The organism is Streptomyces sp. NPDC110618 (assembly GCF_055657065.1).
On sequence record NZ_JBVKBN010000002.1, the window covers coordinates 445351 to 467201 of the forward strand.

The 21851-nt window shown below is 71.0% G+C and carries 36 protein-coding genes; 29 read left to right on the forward strand and 7 right to left on the reverse strand.

Going from position 1 to position 21851, the window contains the following annotated elements:
- Positions 1–25: 25 nt before the first annotated feature.
- Positions 26–1318: a tyrosine-type recombinase/integrase gene (locus ACZ7L7_RS05030; protein ID WP_472074798.1), complete on the forward strand. Its 1293-nt coding sequence runs from the start codon at positions 26–28 to the stop codon at positions 1316–1318.
- Between the two features lie 62 nt (positions 1319–1380).
- Here ACZ7L7_RS05030 and ACZ7L7_RS05035 read toward each other — a convergent pair whose 3' ends face one another.
- Both ACZ7L7_RS05035 and ACZ7L7_RS05040 read right to left on the reverse strand, forming a co-directional pair.
- Positions 1381–1635, reverse strand: a complete 255-nt coding sequence (locus ACZ7L7_RS05035) for a hypothetical protein (protein ID WP_472074800.1) — start codon at positions 1633–1635, stop codon at positions 1381–1383.
- A 155-nt stretch (positions 1636–1790) separates the two neighbouring features.
- Complete coding sequence (locus tag ACZ7L7_RS05040; protein ID WP_472074801.1) at positions 1791–2231, reverse strand: hypothetical protein; 441 nt, start codon at positions 2229–2231, stop codon at positions 1791–1793.
- Positions 2232–2492: 261 nt separating this feature from the next.
- Here ACZ7L7_RS05040 and ACZ7L7_RS05045 point away from each other — a divergent pair, with 261 nt between their 5' ends.
- The 25 genes from ACZ7L7_RS05045 (at position 2493) to ACZ7L7_RS05165 (ending at position 18213) form a co-directional block, all read left to right on the forward strand.
- On the forward strand, positions 2493–2768 hold the full coding sequence (locus ACZ7L7_RS05045; protein ID WP_472074803.1) for a hypothetical protein: 276 nt from the start codon (positions 2493–2495) through the stop codon (positions 2766–2768).
- Positions 2765–3040 (forward strand): helix-turn-helix domain-containing protein, encoded by a 276-nt coding sequence (locus tag ACZ7L7_RS05050; protein WP_472074805.1) that lies wholly within the window; start codon positions 2765–2767, stop codon positions 3038–3040. The genes ACZ7L7_RS05045 and ACZ7L7_RS05050 overlap by 4 nt, the downstream gene beginning before the upstream one ends.
- Before the next feature lie 91 nt (positions 3041–3131).
- Positions 3132–3644, forward strand: a complete 513-nt coding sequence (locus ACZ7L7_RS05055) for a hypothetical protein (protein ID WP_472074807.1) — start codon at positions 3132–3134, stop codon at positions 3642–3644.
- Complete coding sequence (locus ACZ7L7_RS05060) at positions 3641–4216, forward strand: hypothetical protein (protein ID WP_472074809.1); 576 nt, start codon at positions 3641–3643, stop codon at positions 4214–4216. The genes ACZ7L7_RS05055 and ACZ7L7_RS05060 overlap by 4 nt, the downstream gene beginning before the upstream one ends.
- Positions 4213–4491 carry a hypothetical protein gene (locus ACZ7L7_RS05065; RefSeq protein WP_472074811.1) on the forward strand — a complete coding sequence of 93 codons (279 nt, stop codon included), beginning with the start codon at positions 4213–4215 and terminating at the stop codon, positions 4489–4491. Before ACZ7L7_RS05060 ends, ACZ7L7_RS05065 begins: the two co-directional genes overlap by 4 nt.
- Positions 4482–5090: a hypothetical protein gene (locus ACZ7L7_RS05070; RefSeq protein ID WP_472074813.1), complete on the forward strand. Its 609-nt coding sequence runs from the start codon at positions 4482–4484 to the stop codon at positions 5088–5090. Before ACZ7L7_RS05065 ends, ACZ7L7_RS05070 begins: the two co-directional genes overlap by 10 nt.
- A gap of 328 nt (positions 5091–5418) precedes the next feature.
- Entirely contained in the window at positions 5419–5967 is a 549-nt protein-coding gene (locus ACZ7L7_RS05075; RefSeq protein ID WP_472074815.1) for a hypothetical protein, read from the forward strand.
- Complete coding sequence (locus tag ACZ7L7_RS05080) at positions 5964–6848, forward strand: hypothetical protein (RefSeq protein ID WP_472074817.1); 885 nt, start codon at positions 5964–5966, stop codon at positions 6846–6848. Before ACZ7L7_RS05075 ends, ACZ7L7_RS05080 begins: the two co-directional genes overlap by 4 nt.
- Before the next feature lie 238 nt (positions 6849–7086).
- The gene (locus ACZ7L7_RS05085) at positions 7087–7563 is read left to right on the forward strand and encodes a hypothetical protein (protein WP_472074819.1); all 477 of its coding nucleotides are present in this window, start codon (positions 7087–7089) and stop codon (positions 7561–7563) included.
- Positions 7564–7643: 80 nt separating this feature from the next.
- Entirely contained in the window at positions 7644–8348 is a 705-nt protein-coding gene (locus ACZ7L7_RS05090; protein WP_472074821.1) for a VWA domain-containing protein, read from the forward strand.
- Positions 8345–8635, forward strand: coding sequence for a hypothetical protein (locus ACZ7L7_RS05095; RefSeq protein ID WP_472074823.1), 291 nt, complete (start codon positions 8345–8347; stop codon positions 8633–8635). The genes ACZ7L7_RS05090 and ACZ7L7_RS05095 overlap by 4 nt, the downstream gene beginning before the upstream one ends.
- A gap of 12 nt (positions 8636–8647) precedes the next feature.
- Positions 8648–9046: a hypothetical protein gene (locus tag ACZ7L7_RS05100; RefSeq protein ID WP_472074825.1), complete on the forward strand. Its 399-nt coding sequence runs from the start codon at positions 8648–8650 to the stop codon at positions 9044–9046.
- Positions 9047–9071: 25 nt separating this feature from the next.
- Entirely contained in the window at positions 9072–10856 is a 1785-nt protein-coding gene (locus ACZ7L7_RS05105) for a zinc finger domain-containing protein (protein ID WP_472074827.1), read from the forward strand.
- Between the two features lie 8 nt (positions 10857–10864).
- A complete protein-coding gene (locus ACZ7L7_RS05110; RefSeq protein ID WP_472074829.1) occupies positions 10865–11698 on the forward strand; it encodes a DNA adenine methylase in 834 nt (277 codons plus the stop codon).
- On the forward strand, positions 11698–12045 hold the full coding sequence (locus ACZ7L7_RS05115) for a hypothetical protein (RefSeq protein WP_472074831.1): 348 nt from the start codon (positions 11698–11700) through the stop codon (positions 12043–12045). Before ACZ7L7_RS05110 ends, ACZ7L7_RS05115 begins: the two co-directional genes overlap by 1 nt.
- A complete protein-coding gene (locus ACZ7L7_RS05120; protein ID WP_472074833.1) occupies positions 12042–13193 on the forward strand; it encodes a WhiB family transcriptional regulator in 1152 nt (383 codons plus the stop codon). The genes ACZ7L7_RS05115 and ACZ7L7_RS05120 overlap by 4 nt, the downstream gene beginning before the upstream one ends.
- A complete protein-coding gene (locus ACZ7L7_RS05125) occupies positions 13190–13402 on the forward strand; it encodes a hypothetical protein (RefSeq protein WP_472074835.1) in 213 nt (70 codons plus the stop codon). The genes ACZ7L7_RS05120 and ACZ7L7_RS05125 overlap by 4 nt, the downstream gene beginning before the upstream one ends.
- A gap of 25 nt (positions 13403–13427) precedes the next feature.
- Positions 13428–13625: a hypothetical protein gene (locus tag ACZ7L7_RS05130; RefSeq protein ID WP_472074837.1), complete on the forward strand. Its 198-nt coding sequence runs from the start codon at positions 13428–13430 to the stop codon at positions 13623–13625.
- 96 nt (positions 13626–13721) lie between these two features.
- Positions 13722–14345 (forward strand): hypothetical protein, encoded by a 624-nt coding sequence (locus ACZ7L7_RS05135; protein ID WP_472074839.1) that lies wholly within the window; start codon positions 13722–13724, stop codon positions 14343–14345.
- Positions 14342–14695 carry a hypothetical protein gene (locus ACZ7L7_RS05140; RefSeq protein WP_472074841.1) on the forward strand — a complete coding sequence of 118 codons (354 nt, stop codon included), beginning with the start codon at positions 14342–14344 and terminating at the stop codon, positions 14693–14695. Before ACZ7L7_RS05135 ends, ACZ7L7_RS05140 begins: the two co-directional genes overlap by 4 nt.
- Positions 14692–14892: a hypothetical protein gene (locus ACZ7L7_RS05145; RefSeq protein WP_472074843.1), complete on the forward strand. Its 201-nt coding sequence runs from the start codon at positions 14692–14694 to the stop codon at positions 14890–14892. The genes ACZ7L7_RS05140 and ACZ7L7_RS05145 overlap by 4 nt, the downstream gene beginning before the upstream one ends.
- On the forward strand, positions 14885–15469 hold the full coding sequence (locus tag ACZ7L7_RS05150) for a hypothetical protein (protein ID WP_472074845.1): 585 nt from the start codon (positions 14885–14887) through the stop codon (positions 15467–15469). Before ACZ7L7_RS05145 ends, ACZ7L7_RS05150 begins: the two co-directional genes overlap by 8 nt.
- The gene (locus tag ACZ7L7_RS05155; protein ID WP_472074847.1) at positions 15466–16848 is read left to right on the forward strand and encodes a hypothetical protein; all 1383 of its coding nucleotides are present in this window, start codon (positions 15466–15468) and stop codon (positions 16846–16848) included. Before ACZ7L7_RS05150 ends, ACZ7L7_RS05155 begins: the two co-directional genes overlap by 4 nt.
- A gap of 2 nt (positions 16849–16850) precedes the next feature.
- Positions 16851–17345, forward strand: coding sequence for a hypothetical protein (locus ACZ7L7_RS05160; protein ID WP_472074849.1), 495 nt, complete (start codon positions 16851–16853; stop codon positions 17343–17345).
- 127 nt (positions 17346–17472) lie between these two features.
- The gene (locus ACZ7L7_RS05165; protein WP_472074851.1) at positions 17473–18213 is read left to right on the forward strand and encodes a hypothetical protein; all 741 of its coding nucleotides are present in this window, start codon (positions 17473–17475) and stop codon (positions 18211–18213) included.
- On the opposite strand, the gene ACZ7L7_RS05170 is transcribed toward ACZ7L7_RS05165, so the two are convergent.
- The 3 genes from ACZ7L7_RS05170 to ACZ7L7_RS05180 form a co-directional block, all read right to left on the reverse strand.
- Positions 18203–18712 (reverse strand): type II toxin-antitoxin system VapC family toxin, encoded by a 510-nt coding sequence (locus ACZ7L7_RS05170; RefSeq protein WP_472074853.1) that lies wholly within the window; start codon positions 18710–18712, stop codon positions 18203–18205. The genes ACZ7L7_RS05165 and ACZ7L7_RS05170 overlap by 11 nt on opposite strands.
- Positions 18705–19526: a hypothetical protein gene (locus ACZ7L7_RS05175; RefSeq protein WP_472074855.1), complete on the reverse strand. Its 822-nt coding sequence runs from the start codon at positions 19524–19526 to the stop codon at positions 18705–18707. The genes ACZ7L7_RS05170 and ACZ7L7_RS05175 overlap by 8 nt, the downstream gene beginning before the upstream one ends.
- 669 nt (positions 19527–20195) lie before the next feature.
- Positions 20196–20531, reverse strand: a complete 336-nt coding sequence (locus ACZ7L7_RS05180; protein ID WP_472074857.1) for a DUF6233 domain-containing protein — start codon at positions 20529–20531, stop codon at positions 20196–20198.
- A gap of 45 nt (positions 20532–20576) precedes the next feature.
- On the opposite strand from ACZ7L7_RS05180, the gene ACZ7L7_RS05185 reads away from it, so the two are divergent.
- Genes ACZ7L7_RS05185 through ACZ7L7_RS05195 form a run of 3 tightly spaced genes read left to right on the forward strand, consistent with a single transcriptional unit; the run spans position 20577 to position 21141 of the window.
- On the forward strand, positions 20577–20801 hold the full coding sequence (locus ACZ7L7_RS05185; RefSeq protein ID WP_472074859.1) for a LexA family protein: 225 nt from the start codon (positions 20577–20579) through the stop codon (positions 20799–20801).
- Positions 20798–20998 carry a hypothetical protein gene (locus tag ACZ7L7_RS05190; RefSeq protein ID WP_472074861.1) on the forward strand — a complete coding sequence of 67 codons (201 nt, stop codon included), beginning with the start codon at positions 20798–20800 and terminating at the stop codon, positions 20996–20998. Before ACZ7L7_RS05185 ends, ACZ7L7_RS05190 begins: the two co-directional genes overlap by 4 nt.
- 20 nt (positions 20999–21018) lie before the next feature.
- Positions 21019–21141, forward strand: coding sequence for a hypothetical protein (locus ACZ7L7_RS05195; RefSeq protein ID WP_472074863.1), 123 nt, complete (start codon positions 21019–21021; stop codon positions 21139–21141).
- On the opposite strand, the gene ACZ7L7_RS05200 is transcribed toward ACZ7L7_RS05195, so the two are convergent.
- Positions 21138–21416, reverse strand: coding sequence for a hypothetical protein (locus ACZ7L7_RS05200; protein WP_472074865.1), 279 nt, complete (start codon positions 21414–21416; stop codon positions 21138–21140). The two genes, ACZ7L7_RS05195 and ACZ7L7_RS05200, sit on opposite strands and share 4 nt — an antisense overlap.
- A gap of 58 nt (positions 21417–21474) precedes the next feature.
- Positions 21475–21756, reverse strand: coding sequence for a hypothetical protein (locus ACZ7L7_RS05205; protein WP_472074867.1), 282 nt, complete (start codon positions 21754–21756; stop codon positions 21475–21477).
- Positions 21757–21851: the final 95 nt, after the last annotated feature.

A 21851-nucleotide genomic window follows, 5' to 3' on the forward strand; every position in this document is an offset into this window, starting at 1 on the left:
GTTTCGGGCCGTATCTTCCCCTGTCATGGCGAGCATCGTTCCGCGCCCGAAGAAGTCGGGCGACATCACGTATCAGGTGAAGTGGCGCCAGGACGGCGCGTGGCAGACCGAGAACTTCGGGGGCGAGGAGGGCCAGGCGCAGGCCGAGCAGTTCCGCCAGCTCGTCGAGGCCCACGGCAACCGGTGGCCGTACGGCTGGGTCAAGGGCCAGGGATTCGTGGAGCCGGACAGCCACCCCGACGACGTGGACCTGATCGCCTACGCGCACGAGTACGCCGACAAGCTCACCGGCATCGACGAGCGGACACGCAGGGACTACAAGCGTGAGATCGACCGGCACTTCGCCGGCCTCCTCTTCACCCGCGCCGACGGCACCGGGGAGCGCCTCGGCGGTCTCCGGCACACCCCCGCTGGCGGCGGCCCGGCCGTCCCCGCGACGGTCTGCAACGTGACGGCCGACGACATCCGGGACTGGATCCGCCAGCAGGAGCAGGGCGTGCCTCACCCGGAGAAGGAAGGCGAGTGGCTGCGCAGGAAGGCCAGCCCGAAGTCCATCGCGAACCGGCACGGTCTGCTCTTCTGCGTGTTCCAGGCAGCCGTGGACGCGGCAAGTCCGCTGCGCGAGGACAACCCCTGCCGCAAGTCGAAGCTGCCGCGGACGGACGACGGGATCACGGAGGAGATGACGTTCCTGGAGCACGACGAGTACGCGCGGATCAGCGCGTGCATGCGTGAGTTCGACCCCGACGCCGCTGACCTGGCCGACTTCCTCGTGGGTACCGGGCTGAGGTGGGGCGAGGCGACGGCACTGCAGGCCCGCGACGTGAACCTGGCCAGGCGGACCATCAACATCCAGCGCGCGTGGAAACGGCGCGGGGACGCGGCCACGTTCGAGCTGGGCCCGCCCAAGACGCGGAAGGCACGGCGCACCCTGGCGCTGTCGCAGAGCCAGGTGGACATGCTGCGTCGGCATCTGGTGGGCAGGCAGCCGGAAGACTTCGTGTTCCGAGGTGGCATGGGCGCGGCGTGGCGGCACTCGAACTTCTTCCACCGCAAGTGGCAGCGGGCAGTGAAGGCGGCGATCGAGCGGGGGCTGACAAAGCGGCCGAGGCTGCACGATCTTCGGCATACACACGTGGCGTGGCTGATCGAGAAGAACATCCCGCTGCCGGCGATCCAGGCCCGGCTGGGGCACGAGTCGATCACGACGACAGTGGACCGGTACGGGCATCTGGTGCGGGCGCTGGACGGTGAGATCGCTGCGGCAGTGGATGCGGCGATGAGTGTGCCGTCGCCGAGGTCGTTGCAGGCGGTGTGAGAGATGACGGCGGGGCCGCGCGGTGCGCGGCCCCGGATGGTGAGGGAACGGTTCTTCGCTGTTCAGGTGAGCTGACGCTCACCGCTCCAGTTCTGGACCCACATGCCGCTGCCCACGATGTGGGTCAGGTAATTGCGCATTTCGGTGAAGCACTGCTGCGTCATGGCGCCTTCCGCGACGAGCCACACGAACTTGCCTTCGCGCTCGGCTGGGAAGACTGCCCTTCCGTCTGGGAGGTGCGGTACGAACTGCATGTCGACCTCGGCCACTCGGCCATTGTTCTTGCTCTGGGACTCCCCCGAGTCGTCCAGTGCCATGTATCTGGCCCCCTTGCTGCACACGCACGCACACCTGCCCCCTCATGCAGGCATGAGTGACCTGGATGAGTGAAACCGCTTCCCAGGCGGATCACCGACTGTGCCACACAGGCCAAGTTGTGACCAGAGTTGAACGAGAAAGTTACGCTTTGTAGTCACCCCTGGCCAGAGCCTGAGTGCGGGGGCGCGTCCCCGAGGGCGATGTCGGCCAGCTTGGACAGGCGTTCGAGTTCCTGGTCATCCATCTCGTCGATGCGTGCGACGAGGATGCGGGCCCTCTCCGAGCGGTTCCAGCGCTCGGCGATATAGCCCTGATACTGGGCCGCGACGGCACGCTGGACCGCGGTAAGGGGGAGCTTGAAGGCGGCATGCAGGGCACGGCACTGCGCCTCACTGGGGGCGCGGGCGACCTGGTTCTTGAGGAGGTTCTCAAGGGTGCCGCGCTTGTAGAGCGGGCCGGCCTCCGGGTTGCGCGGATCGATGGTTGCGTCCGCTGCGCTCCTGATGGACAGGCCGAGCTCAGCCATGCGGTTACGCAGGAGGTCCGACAGGTCGGTCCTCTCGGTGCCTTCGGCAGCCTTGTCGGCCGTCATCATCCTCGTCTCCTGGTCACGTAGGCCGTGGGGTGCCCATGTGTCGCATGGTGCGGCTGATGCAAATGCCCTGCTCAAACGGTCAACCACCCACGTTACATAGCCACAGTGTCCAAGATTTCGGCGCGCTCGCGCCAGTCCTCGCCGCAACCTTGACCAAATCCCCCACAATTCCGTGTCCAGAATTCCTGGACACCACGCCCAATCTCGTGCCACTCTGGAGCTGCCCAACTTTTCTGGACGCACTGCCCAAGAGGTTTGCACGTGACGCGAGAACCCAGATATCGCCTGCTCAAGCCGCACACGCTGCGCGATCTCATGAGCCGTACCGGCGACGGATCTGAGATCAGCGGCCGCGCTCTGGCCCGGGAGGTCGGAGTCCCGCACGGCACCATCGAAGGGCTGCTCAACGGCACGACCGCGACGCAGCCCGCGTGGGTGGCCCGGGAGATCTGCCGGGTGATCGGCATCGACGTTGGCTGCCTGTGGGCCGAGACCGGCCGCAAGGTTGCCGACGAGAGCGCCGAGGCAGCGGCATGACCCGCCGGATGCCGTACGCCACGGCCGCCGAGGAACTCGGAGTCGAGGAGTCCTGGCTGCGCCGGCACATCAAGCAGCTGCCGCACTCCAAGCTCGGCCGGACCGTCTACTTCACGGACGCCGACCTTGAGCGCATCGACGCGCTGTTCCACCACGAGCCGGCCACCGGCCCGATGGCAAACACCACCGCGCCGAAGTCCGCGGGCACTCACCCGCTCGCGGGCCTGCGCCCCCTGCCGCGCCGCGGCCAGGCGCTCTCAAACGTCTCCTGACCGCGCAAACGGGACCGCCACGGACCTGCCCGTCCGTAACGGCCCCGTTCGAGACGTCACCTCACATCAACCAACCTGAAGCGAGGGTCACATGGACCAGGCTACTCAGCCCACCGCCCCGCCCGCACCGACGACAACCGAACAGGCCGGGCTCCGCGCCTCCTACGAGCGGGCGCGGGCCCTGGCCGACCAGCTCATCGCCCGCGCCCAGGTGCTGCCCGACAGCGTCGAGACCCGCCGCGAGATCGGCCTCGACGTCTTCGGTGTCCGCCTGCACTTCGGCACCGGTCTGGCCGCCGGCCGCGGCGTGCTGGCGACGGCCGCCGCCGCCGACACCGAGGTGATCCGCGAGGACATCGACCGCGGCGGCGAGATCAGCAGCGTCTGGATCGAGGCGCGCACCACCTACCAGGGCGTGCGTCTGATCGCCCGGGCCCTGACCACGGCCGCCGACGCCGACACCCTGCTGCAGCCCGCGTCCAGTCAGGACACGCAGCCCATCCCCGCCATCGGCACGGCCTCACCGGCCCCGGCCTCCGTCGTGCCGGTCGTCGCCGTCATCCCGATCACGGCCAAGGCCGCCGCCACGGGGGACGCGCAGTGAGCCGGGACCTGCAGCAGTGGCTGCGCACCCGCATCGAGCTGGCCTCCACGGTGCTCGAACTGCCGCTGGACGCCGGGCACATCGAGCTGCTGGCCCTTGAGCTGGCCCCGGCCGTGAAGGCGCTGCTCGCCGAGCAGGCCGACGCCCACGGCGAGACCACGCCCGTACCGTACGACGTCGTCAGCCCTGGCCCGGCCGCAGACATGAGTGTGCGCACGACCGCGTTCGCCCCCTGCGTCTCCCGCATCGGCACGGACGTCGACGAGAACTCGCCCGCCGCGTTACTCGCCGCCTACTTCCGCAGGTCTCAGCCCGACGTGACCGCCACCGACGTGCCGACCGGCGCCTACCTCGGCCTGACCGTACGGCCGCAGTCCCTGCACGCCTGGCGGTGGTGGCTCGACACCCTCAACGTCGAGCCCGGCGACGTCACTCTGCAGGGCAGCGCCGCGTACGCCGTGGGCCTGAAGGACGGTGTCGCCGTCCAGCTCCGCGGCGACGGCGTCCCGGCACTGCTGACCGACGAACCCGCCGCCCGCCTCATGGGGCTGCTCGCCCCGGACCCGCGGTGAGCTCCGCCGCGAGCGTCGCGGACTGGCTGCGCGCCGGCGGTATCGGAGTCGGCGCGTGGGCGGTCATCGCGGTGGCGGTCAAAGCCACCGTCGACACCCGCAGCACCAGCCCGGCCCCGGCCGCGGAGGCCGAGCCGACCGGCCCGGCCTCCGCGGTCCCGCCCCACCCGGCACACCCGCCGTCGACCGCCCGGCACGCACCGCGCCCGCCCGTATCTCCCTCCTGCGTGCAGCCGCACCGCGCACGCCACCGCAAGGAACCAGCATGGAACTGATCACCGAGACCTACTTCGGGTGGGACCCGCTCACCCATGCCGCGGACTGCCCCGCGCCGTCGTGGGACGTGGCCGAGCTGCGGCGCGCGGACGGCGTCCGGCCGCGGTCCACGGGTGCCGCCGCCCACGCGTGCACCAACGAGATCTGCGGCCACGCCGACACGTTCGGGCGCGTGCAGCTGCGGCTGCTGTGCCAGGACTGCGGCACCGTCCGCATCATCAGCGGCGAGGCCCTGACCGAGGCCGTCACGCACACCTCGCTCACCGGCTGGGGCCAGGCCCCCATCCAGGCGGGCGGGGTGTGGCTGTGGCCCGGCCGCCCCGTCGTCCCCGGCGGCGAGCCGCACCAGTACCTCGTCACCCTGCAGGCCGCCTCTCTCACCCGAGCCACCGTGTACGGGATCATCACCGCCTACCGCGACTCCGTCGGTGAACGCCGCTGGATCGCGGGCTGTGCCCCCGACCCCGAGGGTGCGCACCAGATCTGCACCATGCGCTGGCGGTACACCTCCAACGCCTACGACTCCGTCGAGGACGCGGCCGAGTTCATCGACATCACCGCCCGCTTCCCGCAGCGTCCCGTGATGGTGGCCGTCTGATGGGCAGCGCCAGCCAGCCGAAGCGTGCGCGATCCCAGCGGCCTCGCCTGCCCGAGGCCAGCGCAGCCCAGCGCAAGGCGCGCCTTGCGTGGAATGGCGGCAAGACCGGCACGTCCCGCTCTGCCACGGACACGCCCGCCGTCGAGGCGTGCGCGGTCGACGGCTGCGGCAGCTACGCCAACCGGCCCCGGCCGAACACTGAGATGGTCCGCGTCCACGTGCCCGGCTCCCGCGAGCCCGCCCGCTGGTACTGCCCCGGACGCTGCGCCGCCATCGGCCGCGCCCGCGCCGACCTCGCCACCATCACCACCCGGGGCGGTGCCGCCGTATGACGAGCCGTACGGACGTCATCGCCAGCGTCCTCCGCCGCCCTCGCCCGCAACGCCCTGTGCTCGGGCACGAGCTGCGCGAGCGCCTGGTCCAAGGACTCGGCCCGGGGAGCACGGACGTCGAGTGGACGCTGACGGTGCCCCAGCTCACCGAGGCTCTCGACACCGCCCTGACCGAGGCGGAGCGCAAGGAGAAGGGCACCCGCCGCAGCAGCCTGCTGCGGTCGGGCGGGTCCACTGCTCGCGCCGAGATCCTCGCCGTCCTGCAGGAGGCGGGCTACAACGCCCCGGCCGCCGCCGAGCTGCTCGGCCGCGCCTTCCGCGAGCCCCACGCCACCGAGCAGAACGACGAGTTCACGGAGACCCTCGCCGGCGGCCACGCCCTGATCGTCGAGTACGGCGACTGCGAACTCTACGGCTCCTGCCAGTGCGGCCGACGCCTGGGCCGCATCACCCCGGACAAGCGCCTCGACGCGCTCGCCGTCCCGTGGGAGCGCCACACCTGCACCGAACTCCCCGTCCCTGCCCGCCTGAACGGAGCGTCATGACCGAGCCCAGTCCCGAAGCGCCGACCGTGCCGGACCTTGAGAAGATCTTCCAGGCACCCGCTGTCACCTTCCTCGCCCGGGCGAACGAGGTCCGCCTCGGTGACGTCGTCGACAGCGCCCACGGCCTGGTCCACGTTCGGGAGATCGTCGAGCGCCAACAGTGGTGGGATCTCGCTGGTGACCCGCCCGGCCACTACATCCCCGCACACCGCCTCCGGTGGAACGGGTCACCCGAGCCGCTGATCCGCCGCCGCCTCATCGGCACCGCCCTGATCCGCGTCCGCCGCAAGGTGACCGCCTTCGGCCGGCTCGCGGGCCACAGCAAGAACGTGCACTCGCACGCCCCGGTCAAGCGAGGCTGGTACACCGACCCGGGAGGCTACGACGCCGAGTGCTCCTGCGGCTGGAAGAGTGCCCAGCAGTACGCGTCGAAGCCCGGGGCCGCGCACGGGTGGCTGGCGCACAAGGCCGGCCAGCTGACCGAGACCGCCTACGCGGACAACAGCGCGCTGCGTTTCCTGGACACCGTCACAGTCGCCAACCGCCATCTGCCGCCCATGCCGTGGTCCTTCAAGAAGATCACCCACGGGCCGCGCAACGGCGGCGGCTACGCCGAAGCAAGCCTCGACGCGCTGACGTTGGGCCAGGCCCGCGAAGCGGTGGACGCATGGCGGACTGTGCCCGGCCTCACTGAGGTCAGCTTCGAGGAGTACCGCTACGAAGGTCGCGACCATCCCTTCTACAGGGAGCGTCGCGGCGGCACCGCCCTCGACTTCAGCGCGAACGGCCCCGACCGTTCACACCTCCGGATCTTCGCCCGCATCGACGACCCGGATCCCCAGTCCCCGGCGTCCACGAGCGAGCCGGACAGGCCGGAGTGAGCCGCGGCGACCGCAGCCCGGGCACCACGGGGCTCTGCGGAGTCCAGGCCGACGAACACGCACCTGGAACCCACCCCTACCCCTGCGGCTGGCGATGCGACCTTCACACCCCGAACGCCCTCGCAGGCCGGCCAGAGCCTCCGCCGGGTGAGGGCTGGCCCATCCACCGCCAGCCCTCACCCGTCACCGCCCCCAAGCCCGACGGCCGCACCGGCACCGAGCACGAACAGGACCCGTCATGACCATCCCGACTCCGGCTGACCTCGCCGCCCGGTCCAAGCCCTCGACCCCCGCCGCGTCGGCTCCCGCGCGGCGGGCACTCAGCCCGGCCGAGACCATCGCCCCCGGCAAGCTCCGCGAGGACGAGACCTTCCGGCAGTCCTTCCGCCAGGCACTCATCATCAGCGGACTGCTCCCTCACGCCCGCCTGGTCGCCCACGACCTGCTCTGGCGGGCGGAACACCGCACCGGGCGCATCGGTACCGGCTACCAGCCCACCGTCGAGCAGCTCGCCGCGGCCACCGGGCTCGCCCCCGCTCAGGTCAATGTCGCCCTGCAGGTCCTCGCCACCCGCGGCTGGCTCACCTACCGCCGCCCCTCTACCGCCGACGACGGGCGGACCGGCCGACGCCTGTACGACCTGGCGATCCCCGCCTGGGCCCTCGAAGAAGCCCGCGCCCGGCGACCCAAGCGCCGCAAGAAGCCTCGGCGCTGACCGACCTGCCGGGCGGGCGCCGGCCATTCGCGCCCGCCCGGCATCCCACACCGCAACCCGTATCGCGTCTGGAGACCACCGTGATCCCGTTGGAAAAGGTCCAGCAGCAGGCCCCCGGCCTGATCAGCCTCGCCAAGACCGCCAGCGTCAGCCTCACCAAGCACGGCCTGGCCGGGCAGCGCGCGGCCGTCTACCTCGTCATCGACCGCTCGCTGTCGATGAGCGGCTACTACCGAGACGGCAGCGTGCAGCACCTCGCCGAACAGGCCCTCGGTCTGTCAGTCAACCTCGACGACGACGGCATCGTGCCCCTGATCATGTTCGACTCCCGCCCGTACCCGACGGTCGGAGTCCACCTCTCCGACTACGAGGGCGTGGTCGCCGAGCAGCACCAGCTGCACGGCGGCGCACGCACCATGGGCGGCACCCATTACACGATCGCCATGCACCGCGTGATCGAGCACTACCGGTCCTCCGGCAGCAGCGACCCGGCGCTGGTGATCTTCCAGACCGACGGCGCCCCGCAGGACAAGGCAGACACCCAGGTCCGCCTCGCCATGGCGTCCAAGCTGCCGATCTTCTGGAGCTTCATCGGGTTCGGCTCGCGCGAGGTCGACTTCCTCAAGCGCATCGACACACTCGCCGGGCGTCTCGTCGACAACGCCTCGTACTTCCACGCCGGTGTCAGCCCGAAGAGCATCCCCGACGCCGATCTGTACGACGGCATCACCGGCGAGTTCTCCACCTGGCTGCACGCCGCCCGCAGCGCCGGAGTCCTCGCGTGAGGCGCGCCCTCGCCATGCTCGGCGCCGCGCTGACCGCAATGGCCCTGCTGCTGACTGGCTGCTCCGACAGCTACGAGCAGGGCCCGAGCGGGCGGGTCGTGTCCAAGGAACGCGACTACGAGTGCACCGCAAGCGGCTCCGGCAAGAAGACCCGCCGCGCCTGCCACTGGGAGTACGAGCTCACCACCCGCGACCGAGAGGGCGAGGAGCACGAGTTCGAGGTCCCCTCCGCGGTCTACGACAGCTGCCGCCGCGGTTCCGCCTACCCCTCATGCATCACCCGCTGATCGGAGAGCCTCGTGGAATTCAGGCGCACCACGCCCAGCCGGATCTTCGCCGTCACCAACAGCGGCGCCGGTCTCAACTTCACCCATCCCTGCGCGCACGGCACCCCCACCATCAGCCTTCACCTGTTCAGCAAGCACGACGGAAAGACCGACGACATCGGCGTTCTCCTGCCGACATGTACGGCGCCCGCGCTGTTCGGAGCCGTCCTCGCCGCCATCGATGTCGGCCTCGGCAGCGACGCCGCCGACGAGTTCCTGCAGCAGATGCTCCGGGCGCGCGACGCAGGCCGGGAGACGTTCGCCGCCGGTATGGCCGAACGCAGGGCCCTTGAGGACGCCTGCTGCGAGGCCGGCTTCCGCACCAACGGCAGCGAGCACACCTGCCGCCCCGACGTCGACACCGCCTCCTGACCGCCCTCGCCTGAAGGAAACCGTCATGTCCGCCGCCGCGCTCGCAGCCTCCCCGGCTGCACCGCACACCCAGCCGCCCCGCGCGGCCGTGGGTGCGCGCCCGCGCGGCGCCGGCCTGACGGTCAAGGTTCCCCTGCGCCTGGTCGTAGGCGCTCAGTACGCCGATGTGGCCCTGAGCGTCTACGTCAAGATCGCAGCACTCTGCCAGGGCCGGATGTGCGAGGCCCGCGTCGAGACCATCGCCGCATACCTGGGTATCTCCAAGTCCGCGGTCGAGCGGGCCCTGAAGATCCTCACCCACCCCGACCCCGTGGAAGGCATCGTTGAGGTGCCGTCCCGCCGCCGCGCCTACCGCGACGGCCGCGGACGCTCCGCCGAGCGCAGCGTCCGCCCGCTCGACCAGGGCGAGTTGTGGGTGCGGATCCCGGTCCGCGCGGCAGAGACTCTCACGCCCCGGCTGCTGCGCCTGTACGCGCTGCTCGCCTACGCCACCGCCCGCCGCATCCCGGCGACAGTGGCCGAGCTCGGCGAGATGCTCTACCACCACACCGGCAAGCGCGCTGGAGAATCCCTCGGCGAGCGCCAGGTGCGCCGCCTGGTCGACGAGCTTGAGGCCACGGGCTGGCTGGCAGTGCGCCGTCGTGAGGGTGCGCGCGGCCGCCACGCCTACGAGACCCGCCGCCACCCCCTGCGCACCGTGCCTACCGCGCCGGAGGCTGTGGCCCCCGAGGACCAGGCGCCCGAGCAACTCCCGCTGTGGGACGGGCCGTCACCGGTCATCCATGACGGATCGGGTCCGGATCTTGGTGACGGATCCCTCGCGTCTGAGGAAGACCACGGGACTGACCGACGTGACGAGACGAACCCTGTGGGGGTTTCCCGCCGTAGGCGAGGTGACCGTAAGTGGCACGCGGCCCCTGTGGAAAACCCCGGCCCCGCAGTACCGGACACGTTCCGGCCGGGCACGTCTCGCGCTCCGCGCGGGAACCGCCCTCAGCCCACCACCGGCAGCAAGACGTACAGCGGGCCGGAGCTGTGCTGGACCCAGCGCATCCACGACAGCCTGGCCCCGGTCCGTCATCTCCTCGACGGCGTCAACCGGTTCATGCTGCGGCGGGTCGCCCGCGCGATCGGCCAGCAGCTCGACGCCGCCGCCGTGAACCTGATGACCCCGGAGCGAATGGCCGCCCGGATCGCCGCCCGCTACCGCGACGCCCGCACCATCCGCGACGTCGGTGCCTGGCTGCTCACCGTGGCGATCGTCCCCAAGGGCTGCGGCCAGCCGCTGTGCGAGGACGGCCGCACCTGGCCCAGCGGCGAGCGCTGCGAGACCTGCGCCCTCAACCGGCAGGTCACCCGCGCCCAGTGGCAGCAGGCCCACGCCCTCGACAACCAGCCCGCACCCCAGCCCGTCCCGCTGCCCAAGGCGACGTACCGGGAACGCACGGCGGTCGGCGCGGACGAGGTCCTGGCGGTCGCCGCCGAGCACGGCCCGGCCGCCGCACTGCACCGCTACGGCGTGCTCGCCGCCGGTCCCGTCCTGCGCGCCGCGTACGGCCGCCTGCCCGACCCCAACCCCGCGCCTCTGCCCGCCATCGAGGAGACACCGATGCGCGACGACTACATGCCCGCGTCCTTCCGGTCCGCCGTCGGACGGGACGCCCCGACCGGTGCGCTGCAGGTCGCCTGCCCACAACCGGGGTGCACCGCAGGCGAAGGAGAGCCCTGCACCACCGGCCGCGGCCGCCAGCGCGCGCCCCACACCGCCCGTGTGACCGCCGCCGAGCAGCGCGGAGAGGAAACCAAATGAAGCCGCCCATGCCGTACTTCGGAGGCAAGCAGTCCCTGGCACCGTGGATCGCCAGCCTGCTGCCCGCCCACCAGCACTACGTCGAGCCGTTCGCCGGCGGGCTGTCAGTCCTGATGGCGAAGTGGCCGTCCGCCATGGAGACCGTCAACGACTTGGACGGTGACCTCGTCAACTTCTGGCGCGTCCTGCGGGACCAGCCCGAGGACCTGGTCCGTGCCTGCGAGCTGACGCCCCACTCCCGGGCCGAACTGGCAGGTGCGTGGGACGCGACCTCGGATGACGTTGAACGGGCCCGCCGGGTGTGGGTGCGCCTCACCCAGGGGCGCGGCGCCATGATGCGGCGCAGCGGATGGCGGCACTACACCACCACCTCGCAGTCCAGCTTCAGCATGCCCGACCACCTGGACGCCTACCGGACCCGTCTGCTGCCGGCCGCAGACCGTATCGCCGCGGTGAGCCTGGAGTGCCTTCCTGCCCTGACGATGATCGGCAAGTACGGCGCAGCATCAGACGTCTTGCTGTACGTCGACCCTCCCTACCTCGGTACGACGCGCAGCCATCGCGACCGCTACGGCGTGGAGATGCGTAGCGAGGCGGACCACCAGGAGCTGGCGGAGGCCCTTGCAGACTGCCGCGCCGCAGTCGTGCTGTCTGGCTATCACAGCCCGCTCTACGACGAGCTCTACGCCGAGTGGCACCGCTACGAGCAGCAAGCCACGACCGGCAACGGCAGCGAGCGGGCGCGAACCGAGGTCCTGTGGTCGAACCGTCCGCTTGAGAACGAGGGCCAGCCTGGTCTCTTCGACGCCTGCATCTCCGAGAGCGGAGAGGACGGCCTCTGATGCCCGCCACCCCGCACCCCACGCAGGGGGTGACCGCCTGCACGCGATGCGGCGCCCGTATCCGCTGGGCCACCGGCACCAACGGCTCCATCAAGGGCCGCCGCATCGCTCTGAACGCCCTCCCGTCCCCGGCAGGGATGTTCGCCGCGTGGACCCCTGGGCACGGCGGCCTGCTCGTGCGTGAGCTCGACGCCGACCGCCCCAACCCCGAACTGCTGGAGTGGAAGGCCACCGCGCACCGGGACTCCTGCACCGGCAGCCGCCAGCAGAGCCCGGCCCAGCCGACCCGCTCCAGGCCCGCGCGGCGCCGGCCGACCGTCCAGCCACCGCTGTGGGGGCAGCGGTGACCGCGCAGGCCCAGCCCGGCGTGAAGGCCGCGAGCTCGCCGGGGTCGTTCTGGTGGGAGCGCGCGGCCTGCTCCGGCATGGACACCGAGGCCTTCTTCAGCTCCAACTCCGGTCGCGCGCAGGCAGTCTGCGGCGGGTGTCCGGTGCGCGCCGAGTGCCTGCAGGACGCGCTCGCCCACGGTCCGGACACGCACGGGGTGTGGGGCGGAGTGGGCCGGCGCGAGCGCCTTCGGATGCTGCGGGACGCCATGCCCGTGGCTATGGAACGGGGGCCGGGCGGGCGTATCCCCGCCGAGGCCCGGCCCGCGATCGAGACGGCAACCATCGAGCTGCTCCGCGCGGGCGCCACCACCGCCCAGGTAACAGAGCAGGTCGGCATCAGCTACCCGACGATCGTCAAGATCCGGGACGCGGCCGGCCTGCCCGCCCCCGGGGCCCGCAACGGCGCCCCAGCACGCACCAGGGCTAAGGCGCTCGCCGAGCACACCGAGCCATACGGCGACGGGCACATCAGGTGGACCGGACCCATGGCCGGGCGCATGCAGCAACTCCACGCCGACGGCCGCCAGCTCAACGCCCGCCGCGTCGCCTTCGAGCTCCACCACGGCCGCCCCCCGAAAGGCCGTGTGCACATCACCTGCGAAGAGCCCGGCTGCCTTGCCGGCCTGCACCTGGCCGACAGCATCCTCCGCGGCACCTCGCCCCACCAGACCAGCACACCTGCCCAACCTGCAGAAGGACACGCTGAGATGCTCGAAACCGAGACCGCCCAGGCCATCGCTGCCGCCCTGCCCGTCGAGGACCTCCTCGCCTGGGGCGACGCGCACACCGATACCGATATCCAGGACCAGGCAGCCCGGGCCCGCGCCGCCCTGACCGGGCTGCGCACGCGGCACGCGGCCGACGCTGAACTCGCCGCCCTCACCAAACGCAAGAGCGCGCTTGAGGAGGAGCTCGCCGCCCTGCAGGCCCGGGAGGCAGAACTCGCCCCGGCCAAACCCAAGAAGGCCCCGGCCTATCCGGCGGCTGAGGTGAGGGCGTGGGCGCGCACCAACGGTGTGGACTGCCCGGCCTCGGGACGTGTGCCCCGCGCGGTGGTCGACGCCTGGCGCGCTGCCACCGGCCAGACCGATGGCAGCGCCCGGTGAGCGAGCCCGCCGAGTGCGTGCTGTGCCACAGGCCCGTCCGCTCCCGCGCCTCACGGGAACGGCGGGTCGGGTCCGGCTGCTGGCGCACGCTCACCCCAGCCCAACGGACCGCGATCCGCCGCAGCCCGGACCGTATCCGCGCCGTCCTCAGCCAGCCCGTGCCCGCAGCCGACGGGCAACTCCCCCTCGACGAACAGGACGACCAGTGACCTTTGCCTCTCGGGCGGCCGTGTCATGACGGCCGTGCTCATCTACGTGCTCACGGTCGTGGCTCTGGCCGCCGGCCTGTGCGGGCACGCCGGACAGCCGTTCCCGCTCCGAGGCTGGTGGCGGGCCCGAGCGCGGCGCCGCCAGTACCGGCCCGCGTGGGCGCGCGGCCGCCGTCCCTACATAGACCGCCGCACCCGTGACCGGTTCCGGAGGGCCGCGTGATCGCCACCGCCGTGGGCGTCGCCTGCCCCCTGATCTTCCTGGCCGCGACCGGCGGCGTCCTGTACCTGCTCCGCCGCGACCAGCAGGAGTGACCGCATGCCACCGCCCCGCTGCGGCAACGACCCGCGTGCCCAACTCACCGACCAGGACCGGCAGGCCATCGCCGACTTCCGCCAGTACCTCGCCACCCGCCGAGCAAAGGAGACGTCCATGCCCGACCATCCACGTCTGTTCCACCTCCAGCGCGACCACGACGTCTCCGGAGTCTCTGGTACCGGCCGTGTCGCGAACGGCGTTCTGTGGCCCGACGGGACCGCGTCGCTGCGCTGGATAGGCGAGCGGCCGTCCACCGTCCACTGGGACCGTCTGGCGGACGCTGAGGCGGTGCACGGCCACGGAGGCGCGACGCGGATCGTGTGGGCCGACGAGCAGCCCGCGGGCGTGCTCACCCTCACCCGTGAGCAACTCGCCTCGCTCCTGGCCCACCACGCCGACGTCCTCGCCGCGAGCCTCCGCACCGACGCGGCCACCGGCCTGCCTGAGCACCGCGCCGGCGTGGACCGTGCGGCCCAGTTGCTGAGCCTGCATGCCGAGCACTTCACCGCGGAGGAGGAGTGCGCTGCTGTGGCTGAGCTCCTCGATGCGGCTTTCGAGTTCCCCGAGTGGCAGCGCCGCCACGCCGCCGAGGCGCGGCAGCAGGACGGGAGGCAGCAGCCGTGACCAGCTACCGGGCCTACCAGTACGGCGCCGCCGCCGGTGCCGTACTCCTCACCATCGCCGCCTTCATCGCCGCATTCCAGCGGCTGTTCCTCCCCGCGGCGTTCTTCGGCTTCGGCGTCCTGGTCCTCACCGAAGCCGCGCTCCGCGAGCACCGCCGACTCCGGCGCGCGCAGCTCGAATGCGACTGGGCGCGCAGGAAAGCGCTCGGCGAGAACCCGCCGCCACTGGACCCCTGCTGTCTCCTCGGCCACGCCTCCCACGGCCAGGCCCACGACCGCAACTGCACCGGCGAGCACTCCCTCGAACGGTTCCTCAACTCACTGGACGAACAGCACAAGGACAGCGCATGACGTTCCACTACACCGACCCCGACCACGAGCGCCTGGACATCGAGGCCGACGCACTCGGCGACGGCACCCCCGCCATCTACATCGACACCACCGCGCCCATCCGCGTCCCCCTCGACCAGGTCGAGGAACTCGTCGCCGGCATCCGCGACACCGCACGCCAGGCAGCCGCCACCGACCAGGCGGTGAGCAGTGGCTGAGGACCTCCCCGACCCGGCGGCCGAGCCTGTCGACACCTGCCGCGCCGTGGAGATCGACGGTGACACCGTCCGGGTCCGCGGCAGCGGCGAACTCAGCGACCAGGAGCAGCAGCTCCTCTCCGATGTCGTCCGCGAGGGCAAGGCAATGTTCCTGGCCGAGCAGGCCGCCATCGTGCAGCGCGTCGTCAGCCTGTACCGGACGTGGCTCGCGGACGGCGCACCCCGGATCGGCACCTCGGTCTCCCGCCGGTGGGACGACCGGATCCGCGAGCTCGGCACCGCGCTGTCCCATCACGTCGGCGCCGCAGGGCAGCCGTACGACACCCCGGTGCAGGCGCGGGAGCGGTGGGCGCTCCGCCTGGTGGGGATCCTCGCCGACCTCGACCGCTGCCAGCACGGCCGCCACGAGGGCGACCCCTGCGCCGACTGCGGCGGCCTCTCCAACGGCAACCCCTGTCTCGCGCCCGGCCGGGTCCTCGGCTACGGCCCGTACGGCAACCCGATCGTCCTGCCCACTCGCGACCGCAAGACCGACCCCGCCGCCTGGCGGACCTCCACCCCGAGGGGAAACACGTGACCGACCGCACCCGCACACACATCAAGGCCGTCATCGAAACGCTGAAGGAGCAGCAGCCGGAGCAACTGGCTCAGCCCGCGGGCCTGTTCATTTCCGGCATGCTCACCGGCCTCGCCTCCAGCGTGGAGATCCTGGACGGCGGCACCGCCGAGCAAGCCCTCGCCGCGGTGAACACCCGCCTCGCGGCCGCTGTCGGCAACGCGTACCTCGCGGGCCAGCTACCGCCGCAGCCACCAGCCGCCGGCCAGCCGGAGCCCAGCCGCGCCGAGGAACTGCACGAGCAGCTGCACCGCCTGGCCACGGACCTGCACAACGCCCTCGGCCAGCCCACAGAAGAGCTGTACTCCCCCCAGGGCCACGACACGCTGGAGGAGTGGTGGACTGCCCTGTGCTCGCGAGTGGCCCAGCGGACCCGCGCTGAACACGCCCGCGCCCACGAGCGCGCCCTGCAGGACCTGTACGCCGACACCCGGTCCGCCCTGGACCTCGGCCCGGAACCCGCCAGCCTCTTCTTCCCCATCGCCTACGGCGCCACCATTGCTGAGGCGCACCCCGTCACGCCGGACCAGCCGCCGTACCTGATCGACCTGACCGGATACGAAGAAGGCGACCCCCTGCAGCAGACGACGCTGCGCCTGATCGTGCATCCCTCCCTGGTCGACAGCCTCGGGCGGGACCTGGCCCGGCTCGTCGGCTCTCGGGCCCGGCTGGACCTTGCCGACGAGCTCACCAAGGTCGACGCGGTCCTGCGTGACTGCGGCGTCGCAGGGGAGCTCGGCGCCCGCGGCGTGCATACGCTCGCCACCGCAGCCCGTGCCCGCCTTGAGAACCTCCGCCGTGTCGAGGCGGAACGGGACGGCGCGTACCGCGAGCGCGCGCATCTGGTCGCGCTCCTGGCGGCGATGACCGAGGGCGCCGTCATCGCCTCGGCCACGGACGTGGAGGAGCCGGGCTGGCAGATCGTCTACCTCACCATCGGCGGCCGCCAAGCCTCCTGGCACATCAGCCCCGGCGACGCTGGCCTCTTCGCCTGCGTCCCGCACGTGGACCCAGACCACCCCGCCGCGCAGTGGGACGGCCACACCACCGAGGACAAGTACGCCGGCATCCGGCAGCACACCCGCGCTCTGTTCCACCAGTGCGGGCCGGCCTGCGCCGAGGGCCACACCTACACCGACCGCTGCGAGGCCGCCTACCCGCACCCGGTGGACGACTCCGCAGCCACCGCGCCCGCCGTCGTCCGCCCCGCCGACGCCCCGCAGGCCAGCAGCCCGCAGGGGGTGGACGAGCCCTGCGCCCAGCACCCGGGCGCGCCCGTCATCGGCGGCGTGTGCGGCGCCTGCACCCAGTACCCCGCCCCCACGACGCAGGGAGAGTGACCATGCACAGCACCGATCGCATCCTCGACCAGATCAACCACGCCCTCGCCGACCACTCGGTCAGCCCCGACGCGATGCGCTGCCGCCCCGAGCCGGACGCTGAACCGCTGCCGCCCGTCCCAGCCGTACGGATCACCGGGCCCGCCGCCGCCCGGGAGGCGGTGGTACACCGTCTGGTCGACGAGCACGGTCTCACCCCGGACACCGCGACTGCCGCGGTCCGCGCCGTGGAGACGGGCCAGCCCACCGAGCACCAGCCGCTCGTCGCCGCCGCGGCGCAAGCAGAGGCGACTGCGGCGATCCAGCGCATCGGCCAGATCTTCGCTGCGCTCGCTCGGGCACTGCGGCCCGTCGCGGCGGCCGCGGCCGCCGCCCTGCGGCAGTTCGACGAATCACTGCGCGCCGCTGGCCACGCCGCGAACGATATGCGCGGCCGCCGCCGGGACCGCCCGGCCTGGCAGTCCCCGTACGGCCCGCCTCCGAGGAAGAAGCGGTGATCGTCCGCCGCGGGCGTCGGCACGGCGGCCGCTGAGCAAGGCGCAGGGGCGCGCGCTCTGTCTCCCCAGACCACCAGCGCACGCCCCCAGGTGAGTTCACCGTACCCCTCGCACCACAGGAGGCACGATGGCCACCATCGACACCACCACCAGCGCCAGCACCAGTTCGTGCGCTGCGGCCACTTGTCACCGCAGCCTCCGGGACACCGAGCTCGCAGACGGGCAGACCATCTGCACCCCCTGCGTCCGTCTCATCGGCGTCTGGCTGCAGGCCGAGCTGCCCCGTCAGCTCATCGTTCTTGAGGGCTCTTGCCAGAAGGAGACCACCGGCGCCTCGGCGGGCGGGCGAGCGGCGTACCGCACCGCGCCGCTACCCGGCCGCGTCGACGTCCTCAACCTCCTCGGCCCGGCCGCGTGGAGCGACGCCGTCCGCGACCCGTACGGTCAGGTGCACGCTGACCAGCACGGCGCCATCCCCATCGCGGGAGTGCTCATCCCCTGGGTGAAGACCGTGTGCGACGAGCGCCGCTGGAACCCTCCCGCCGCTCTCACGCCGGGCCCTCTCGCCGAGTGGCTCGCCCGCCCCGCCGTGCTCGGCTGGGCTACCCGGCAGCCGTGGGCGGGTGACCTGCGCGACGAGCTGCACCAGATGATGCGGACCATCCGCGCCGTCACCCGGGTCCGCCCACAGCGGCGGCCCGTCCCGCAGCCGTGCCCGCGCTGCGAGGACCTGGCCCTGGTCGAGACCGACCATCAGCTGTACATCGACTGCACCACCTGCGAGTCCATGTACACACAGGAGGAACTCGCCCTCGCTGCCCGTATCCACCCTGCCATCGCTCGCCCAGCAGACGAGCTCACAGGGTGACGCCTGCCTCCTCGTCGATCTTCTGGTCATCAAATGTCGGCGTCCACAGAACACACGGTTGGACCACCTTTGTGACCCGGCCAACTGTTCTCCCGTACGGGAAGCCCCTGTCCCGGGACATGAAGTAGTCGGCGTTCCGACGCACGGCTGTCGCCAAGTGGGCTGCGTCTGCGCCTCGCAGCTGGTATTGCTCCGCTAGCTGCCGTGCGTCGCGAGCCGTGAGGTGGTCCACTTCAACCCACTCCACGTCCTTCGAGTCCAGGAACTGGTAAATGACCTGGTCACGATCGGCACGGAACTCGGGAGTGGCATCGCGCTTCTCACCGTTCAACTCCACAAGGAGCAGTGTTGAAGCCACCAGGCGGATGTCCCCCCGGTACGCGGCAAGGAGGACTTTCAGCGAGTCGGCCCACAACGGTGTCCCGGTCTTTGGGTCGATCTCCTTCTGGATGACGTTGAGGAACAGGGCGGTGTCCACGTAGACCAACGGCTTAGCCACGCCTCACACGCTCCAGGTAGTCGGAGGTGCTAAGCCCGTCAGTGAAGTCGGGATCAATGCCAAGCAAGCGCCAGGGGCTTACTGGCTCATATGGTTCACCCAAGACTTCAAGTTCCTCAAGCTCCAGCGACACCGGCTGACCGGCGATGTTCCGTTTCAACAGACCCCCTACGCGAACGCGCTGGCCCCACGCCTCACGTAGATCGGCTGCCTGGCCATGATCCGCGAAGATCCTTACTGCGTGCTTAGAACCAGGCACTCGTACTTCCGCGCGCGCCCGTCGTCCGCCACGGTTGTAGTCCAGAACGTCCAACGTGCCTGACACGCTGGAGTACGAGCGTCGGATCGGTTCGACTGCTCTGGCTGCGTTCTCTACCGTTTCCCGCCCAACTTCCGCGCTGTCACCCTCGTGTGAGCTGGACACACGGATCGCCTCGAAGGCCCCGCCGCTGATGTGCTTGCCGATGGCTTGAACCCGGCCCACGGTCTCCTCGCTGAAGAATGGCGGGATCTCTGCAACCGCGGACAGCGAGCGCACGCCGCCGACGAGGCCGTCAGCCGGCAAAGCCAGAGTGGACCACGCCCGGGCTTTGGGGACCTCCTCGGGCACCAGGAGGACTCTCCCAGACTTGACGTCCATCTCCATATGCTGGATACCCCACTGCACACGAGGCGTCCGCACTGGCGTGGCATTACGGTCGATCTCTTCCAGCGTCAGGCGTAGCTGAGTCAGCACCTGAGTGAAGGACCGCAGATCCAGTATCGAGCGTGGGGAGAACAGTCTCACCTCTAGCGTGGCGCGACCTGTGGCCATGTCCAAGCCTCCCGCCGAATGCCTGCGCCTCATAGCCATGCGCTCACGCCTCCTCCCAGACTTCATGGTTGCCCCAAGTTAGTGGGTACGCCCCCATGGTCCCCCCATATTCCAGAGACGGCACACAGGGCACCGTACCCCCGGGCAGCAAAGGCCACCCACGCGGCTCTACCTGCCGAGGATGAATTCGACGATGGCCAACGCCATGCCGACAATGGCCGAGACCCACGACCAAACCTCAAGGCGCGGTCGCCGAGGAGGCCGAGGAGGAGGCGTGGGTTCAGCGTCTCCTGCAGGCCCGTGCCCGCCACCGGCCGGAGACCGCTCAAGCCGAACGTTAACCTCAATCCCGGCGGCTGCGACGCGTATGACGATGGCGAGGACGACGAGGGCGGCAGCTACCCACAGGACCGGACTGTCAGACGCTGATACGACCCAGACCAACGTGACGACCGCAACCACAATGAGAAGGTCAGGCCACTTGAACTCCTCGAACACAACGCAGCCTCCCTCATGAGCTCCGGCTACGGCCCCAGGCACCAGCCCATCGCCACAGCCGCGGACGGTCCCACCGCACGCCCCCGCCTCGCCGGGCGGACACGATCACGGAGCACGGTCCGGGCATGGGTCCAGGATGATCCGGACAGTCCGGGCGTGCATCCTGGCTGATCAGTCCGCGAATCCCAGCAGCGTGTCCGGGTTGCAGTGCGGACACGGATCCACCTGATCCGCAAGCGCCCGAAGCGTCTGCTCTCTCGTGGCGGCCTTGCTGCGTTTACCGGCCATATGGCAGCCGCCGACATGGACGTACACCGGCGGGGCGCCACGGCTCAGGCTCTGCTCGATCAGCCAGTCCGGGGCCGGCGGCCGGGCCTCGATGCCGCGCTGCCGCTCGGCCTCGCGCTGCTCGGCGTACGCGATGTGCTGCCGCACTCGGTCCAGGGTGAGGGCGAGCCACGTCTCCAGGACCCGGAGCCGGTCCAGATCAGGCGGCAGATCAGTCACATCCCCAGCTTGCCTCAAAAATCGAACAAGGTTTCTACTGGGGATATGGCCAGGCCACGCGTCGACTACCTCACGGACACCCAGGAGCACATCCTGAGGTGCATCCGTTCGTCTATCAGCGACAGCGGCGAGGCCCCCACCGTTGCCGAGATCGGCCAGCAGATCGGCCTGCGCAGCAGCGCCTCCGTGCACTGGCACCTGCAGCGGATCGAGGCCCTCGGCTACATCGTCCGCGAGCCGCGCCGGCCCCGGGGGATCAGGCTCAGATGACTGCCGAGGCCGGCCGCTTCCACATCGTCCTCGCACTGGCAGGCCGGCCGGCCCTGCACGGCTGGTGGGAGGACGAGAAGGTGGCGCGGCGGCAGTTCGCGCACCTGGTCGGCCAGTACGGGGAGTCAGGCTCGCGCGTCACCCTCGTCGACGAGGCGACCGGCAGCGAGTTGACGCGGCGGCCGGACACTGGGTGATCGTCTGCCATGCTGGCCGCATGGACCTTGACCCCATCCCCGCGCCGGACTTTGAGGAGCCGGGCGAGGACGGCTTCACCGACGTCGTCACCCCCGAGGACGCGCCGCCGGTCGATGAATACCGGCTCTCGACCCGCGGCTAGCCGTCCGCCGACGCCGGATGCCGAGCCTGCTTCTTGACGTCAGCCTCAACGCCGTGGCGCGCTGCGCCCTGCTCCTTGGCATGCCCGGTGACCGCGGCCTGGACCTCCTCGGCCCGGGCCCTCCACGCCTGCCAGGCTTCCTCGTATGCTGCAGCCTGCTCGTCGGTCCACCCGGCTGTCGACCGACCGTACTCGTCGCGGAGTTGCGCGACGCGCGCATGCGCCTGGTCCGCCGCGCGCTGCAGGGCGATGAGGTCATCGAAACTGTGTGCCACAGGCCGGGATCCTAGGCCGAGCACGCCCACGCCCTGACGCGACCCGCCTGCAGTGCGCCTACCCCTCCGGCCCAGCCAGGTCGGTGCGCTGCCCCTGCCGGGACTTCCGCGCCCGGAAGTACGGCTCGATGACGCGCCAGTCGAACAGCCTCATGCGGCCGACCTTGAGGGCCTGCTCGATGGGGACCGGCCATGCGGGATCCTCCTCGGCCAGCTGCCGGCACCTCTGCGCGCTGATCCGCTTCAGCCCGGCGGCCTCAAGACGGGCGGGCATGTCCGCGAAAGAGATCAAGTCCGGGCCTCCCGTCTCGTCGACTTCCTCGGGCGGGGAGTCGGGCATGACTCCATCCTTCCAACTTCCTTGTTTTAAAACAAGGAAGTTCGCTACTCTCGATCCGGCACAACGGAAAACCCCTCGCCCCATGCGGAGTTGCA

Bases quoted from the DNA above. Each gene is read 5' to 3' on its own strand.
- ACZ7L7_RS05080 (WP_472074817.1), top strand. From the start codon at position 5,964: ATGACCGAGCCCAGTCCCGAAGCGCCGACCGTGCCGGACCTTGAGAAG.
- ACZ7L7_RS05160 (WP_472074849.1), top strand. From the start codon at position 16,851: ATGCACAGCACCGATCGCATCCTCGACCAGATCAACCACGCCCTCGCC.
- ACZ7L7_RS05035 (WP_472074800.1), bottom strand. From the start codon at position 1,635: ATGGCACTGGACGACTCGGGGGAGTCCCAGAGCAAGAACAATGGCCGA.
- ACZ7L7_RS05115 (WP_472074831.1), top strand. From the start codon at position 11,698: ATGCCCGCCACCCCGCACCCCACGCAGGGGGTGACCGCCTGCACGCGA.
- ACZ7L7_RS05110 (WP_472074829.1), top strand. From the start codon at position 10,865: ATGCCGTACTTCGGAGGCAAGCAGTCCCTGGCACCGTGGATCGCCAGC.
- ACZ7L7_RS05175 (WP_472074855.1), bottom strand. From the start codon at position 19,526: ATGGCCACAGGTCGCGCCACGCTAGAGGTGAGACTGTTCTCCCCACGC.
- ACZ7L7_RS05050 (WP_472074805.1), top strand. From the start codon at position 2,765: ATGACCCGCCGGATGCCGTACGCCACGGCCGCCGAGGAACTCGGAGTC.
- ACZ7L7_RS05105 (WP_472074827.1), top strand. From the start codon at position 9,072: ATGTCCGCCGCCGCGCTCGCAGCCTCCCCGGCTGCACCGCACACCCAG.
- ACZ7L7_RS05165 (WP_472074851.1), top strand. From the start codon at position 17,473: ATGGCCACCATCGACACCACCACCAGCGCCAGCACCAGTTCGTGCGCT.
- ACZ7L7_RS05055 (WP_472074807.1), top strand. From the start codon at position 3,132: ATGGACCAGGCTACTCAGCCCACCGCCCCGCCCGCACCGACGACAACC.
- ACZ7L7_RS05070 (WP_472074813.1), top strand. From the start codon at position 4,482: ATGGAACTGATCACCGAGACCTACTTCGGGTGGGACCCGCTCACCCAT.
- ACZ7L7_RS05145 (WP_472074843.1), top strand. From the start codon at position 14,692: ATGACGTTCCACTACACCGACCCCGACCACGAGCGCCTGGACATCGAG.
- ACZ7L7_RS05030 (WP_472074798.1), top strand. From the start codon at position 26: ATGGCGAGCATCGTTCCGCGCCCGAAGAAGTCGGGCGACATCACGTAT.
- ACZ7L7_RS05195 (WP_472074863.1), top strand. From the start codon at position 21,019: ATGGACCTTGACCCCATCCCCGCGCCGGACTTTGAGGAGCCGGGCGAG.
- ACZ7L7_RS05205 (WP_472074867.1), bottom strand. From the start codon at position 21,756: ATGCCCGACTCCCCGCCCGAGGAAGTCGACGAGACGGGAGGCCCGGAC.
- ACZ7L7_RS05040 (WP_472074801.1), bottom strand. From the start codon at position 2,231: ATGATGACGGCCGACAAGGCTGCCGAAGGCACCGAGAGGACCGACCTG.
- ACZ7L7_RS05135 (WP_472074839.1), top strand. From the start codon at position 13,722: ATGCCACCGCCCCGCTGCGGCAACGACCCGCGTGCCCAACTCACCGAC.
- ACZ7L7_RS05085 (WP_472074819.1), top strand. From the start codon at position 7,087: ATGACCATCCCGACTCCGGCTGACCTCGCCGCCCGGTCCAAGCCCTCG.
- ACZ7L7_RS05130 (WP_472074837.1), top strand. From the start codon at position 13,428: ATGACGGCCGTGCTCATCTACGTGCTCACGGTCGTGGCTCTGGCCGCC.
- ACZ7L7_RS05185 (WP_472074859.1), top strand. From the start codon at position 20,577: ATGGCCAGGCCACGCGTCGACTACCTCACGGACACCCAGGAGCACATC.
- ACZ7L7_RS05075 (WP_472074815.1), top strand. From the start codon at position 5,419: ATGACGAGCCGTACGGACGTCATCGCCAGCGTCCTCCGCCGCCCTCGC.
- ACZ7L7_RS05190 (WP_472074861.1), top strand. From the start codon at position 20,798: ATGACTGCCGAGGCCGGCCGCTTCCACATCGTCCTCGCACTGGCAGGC.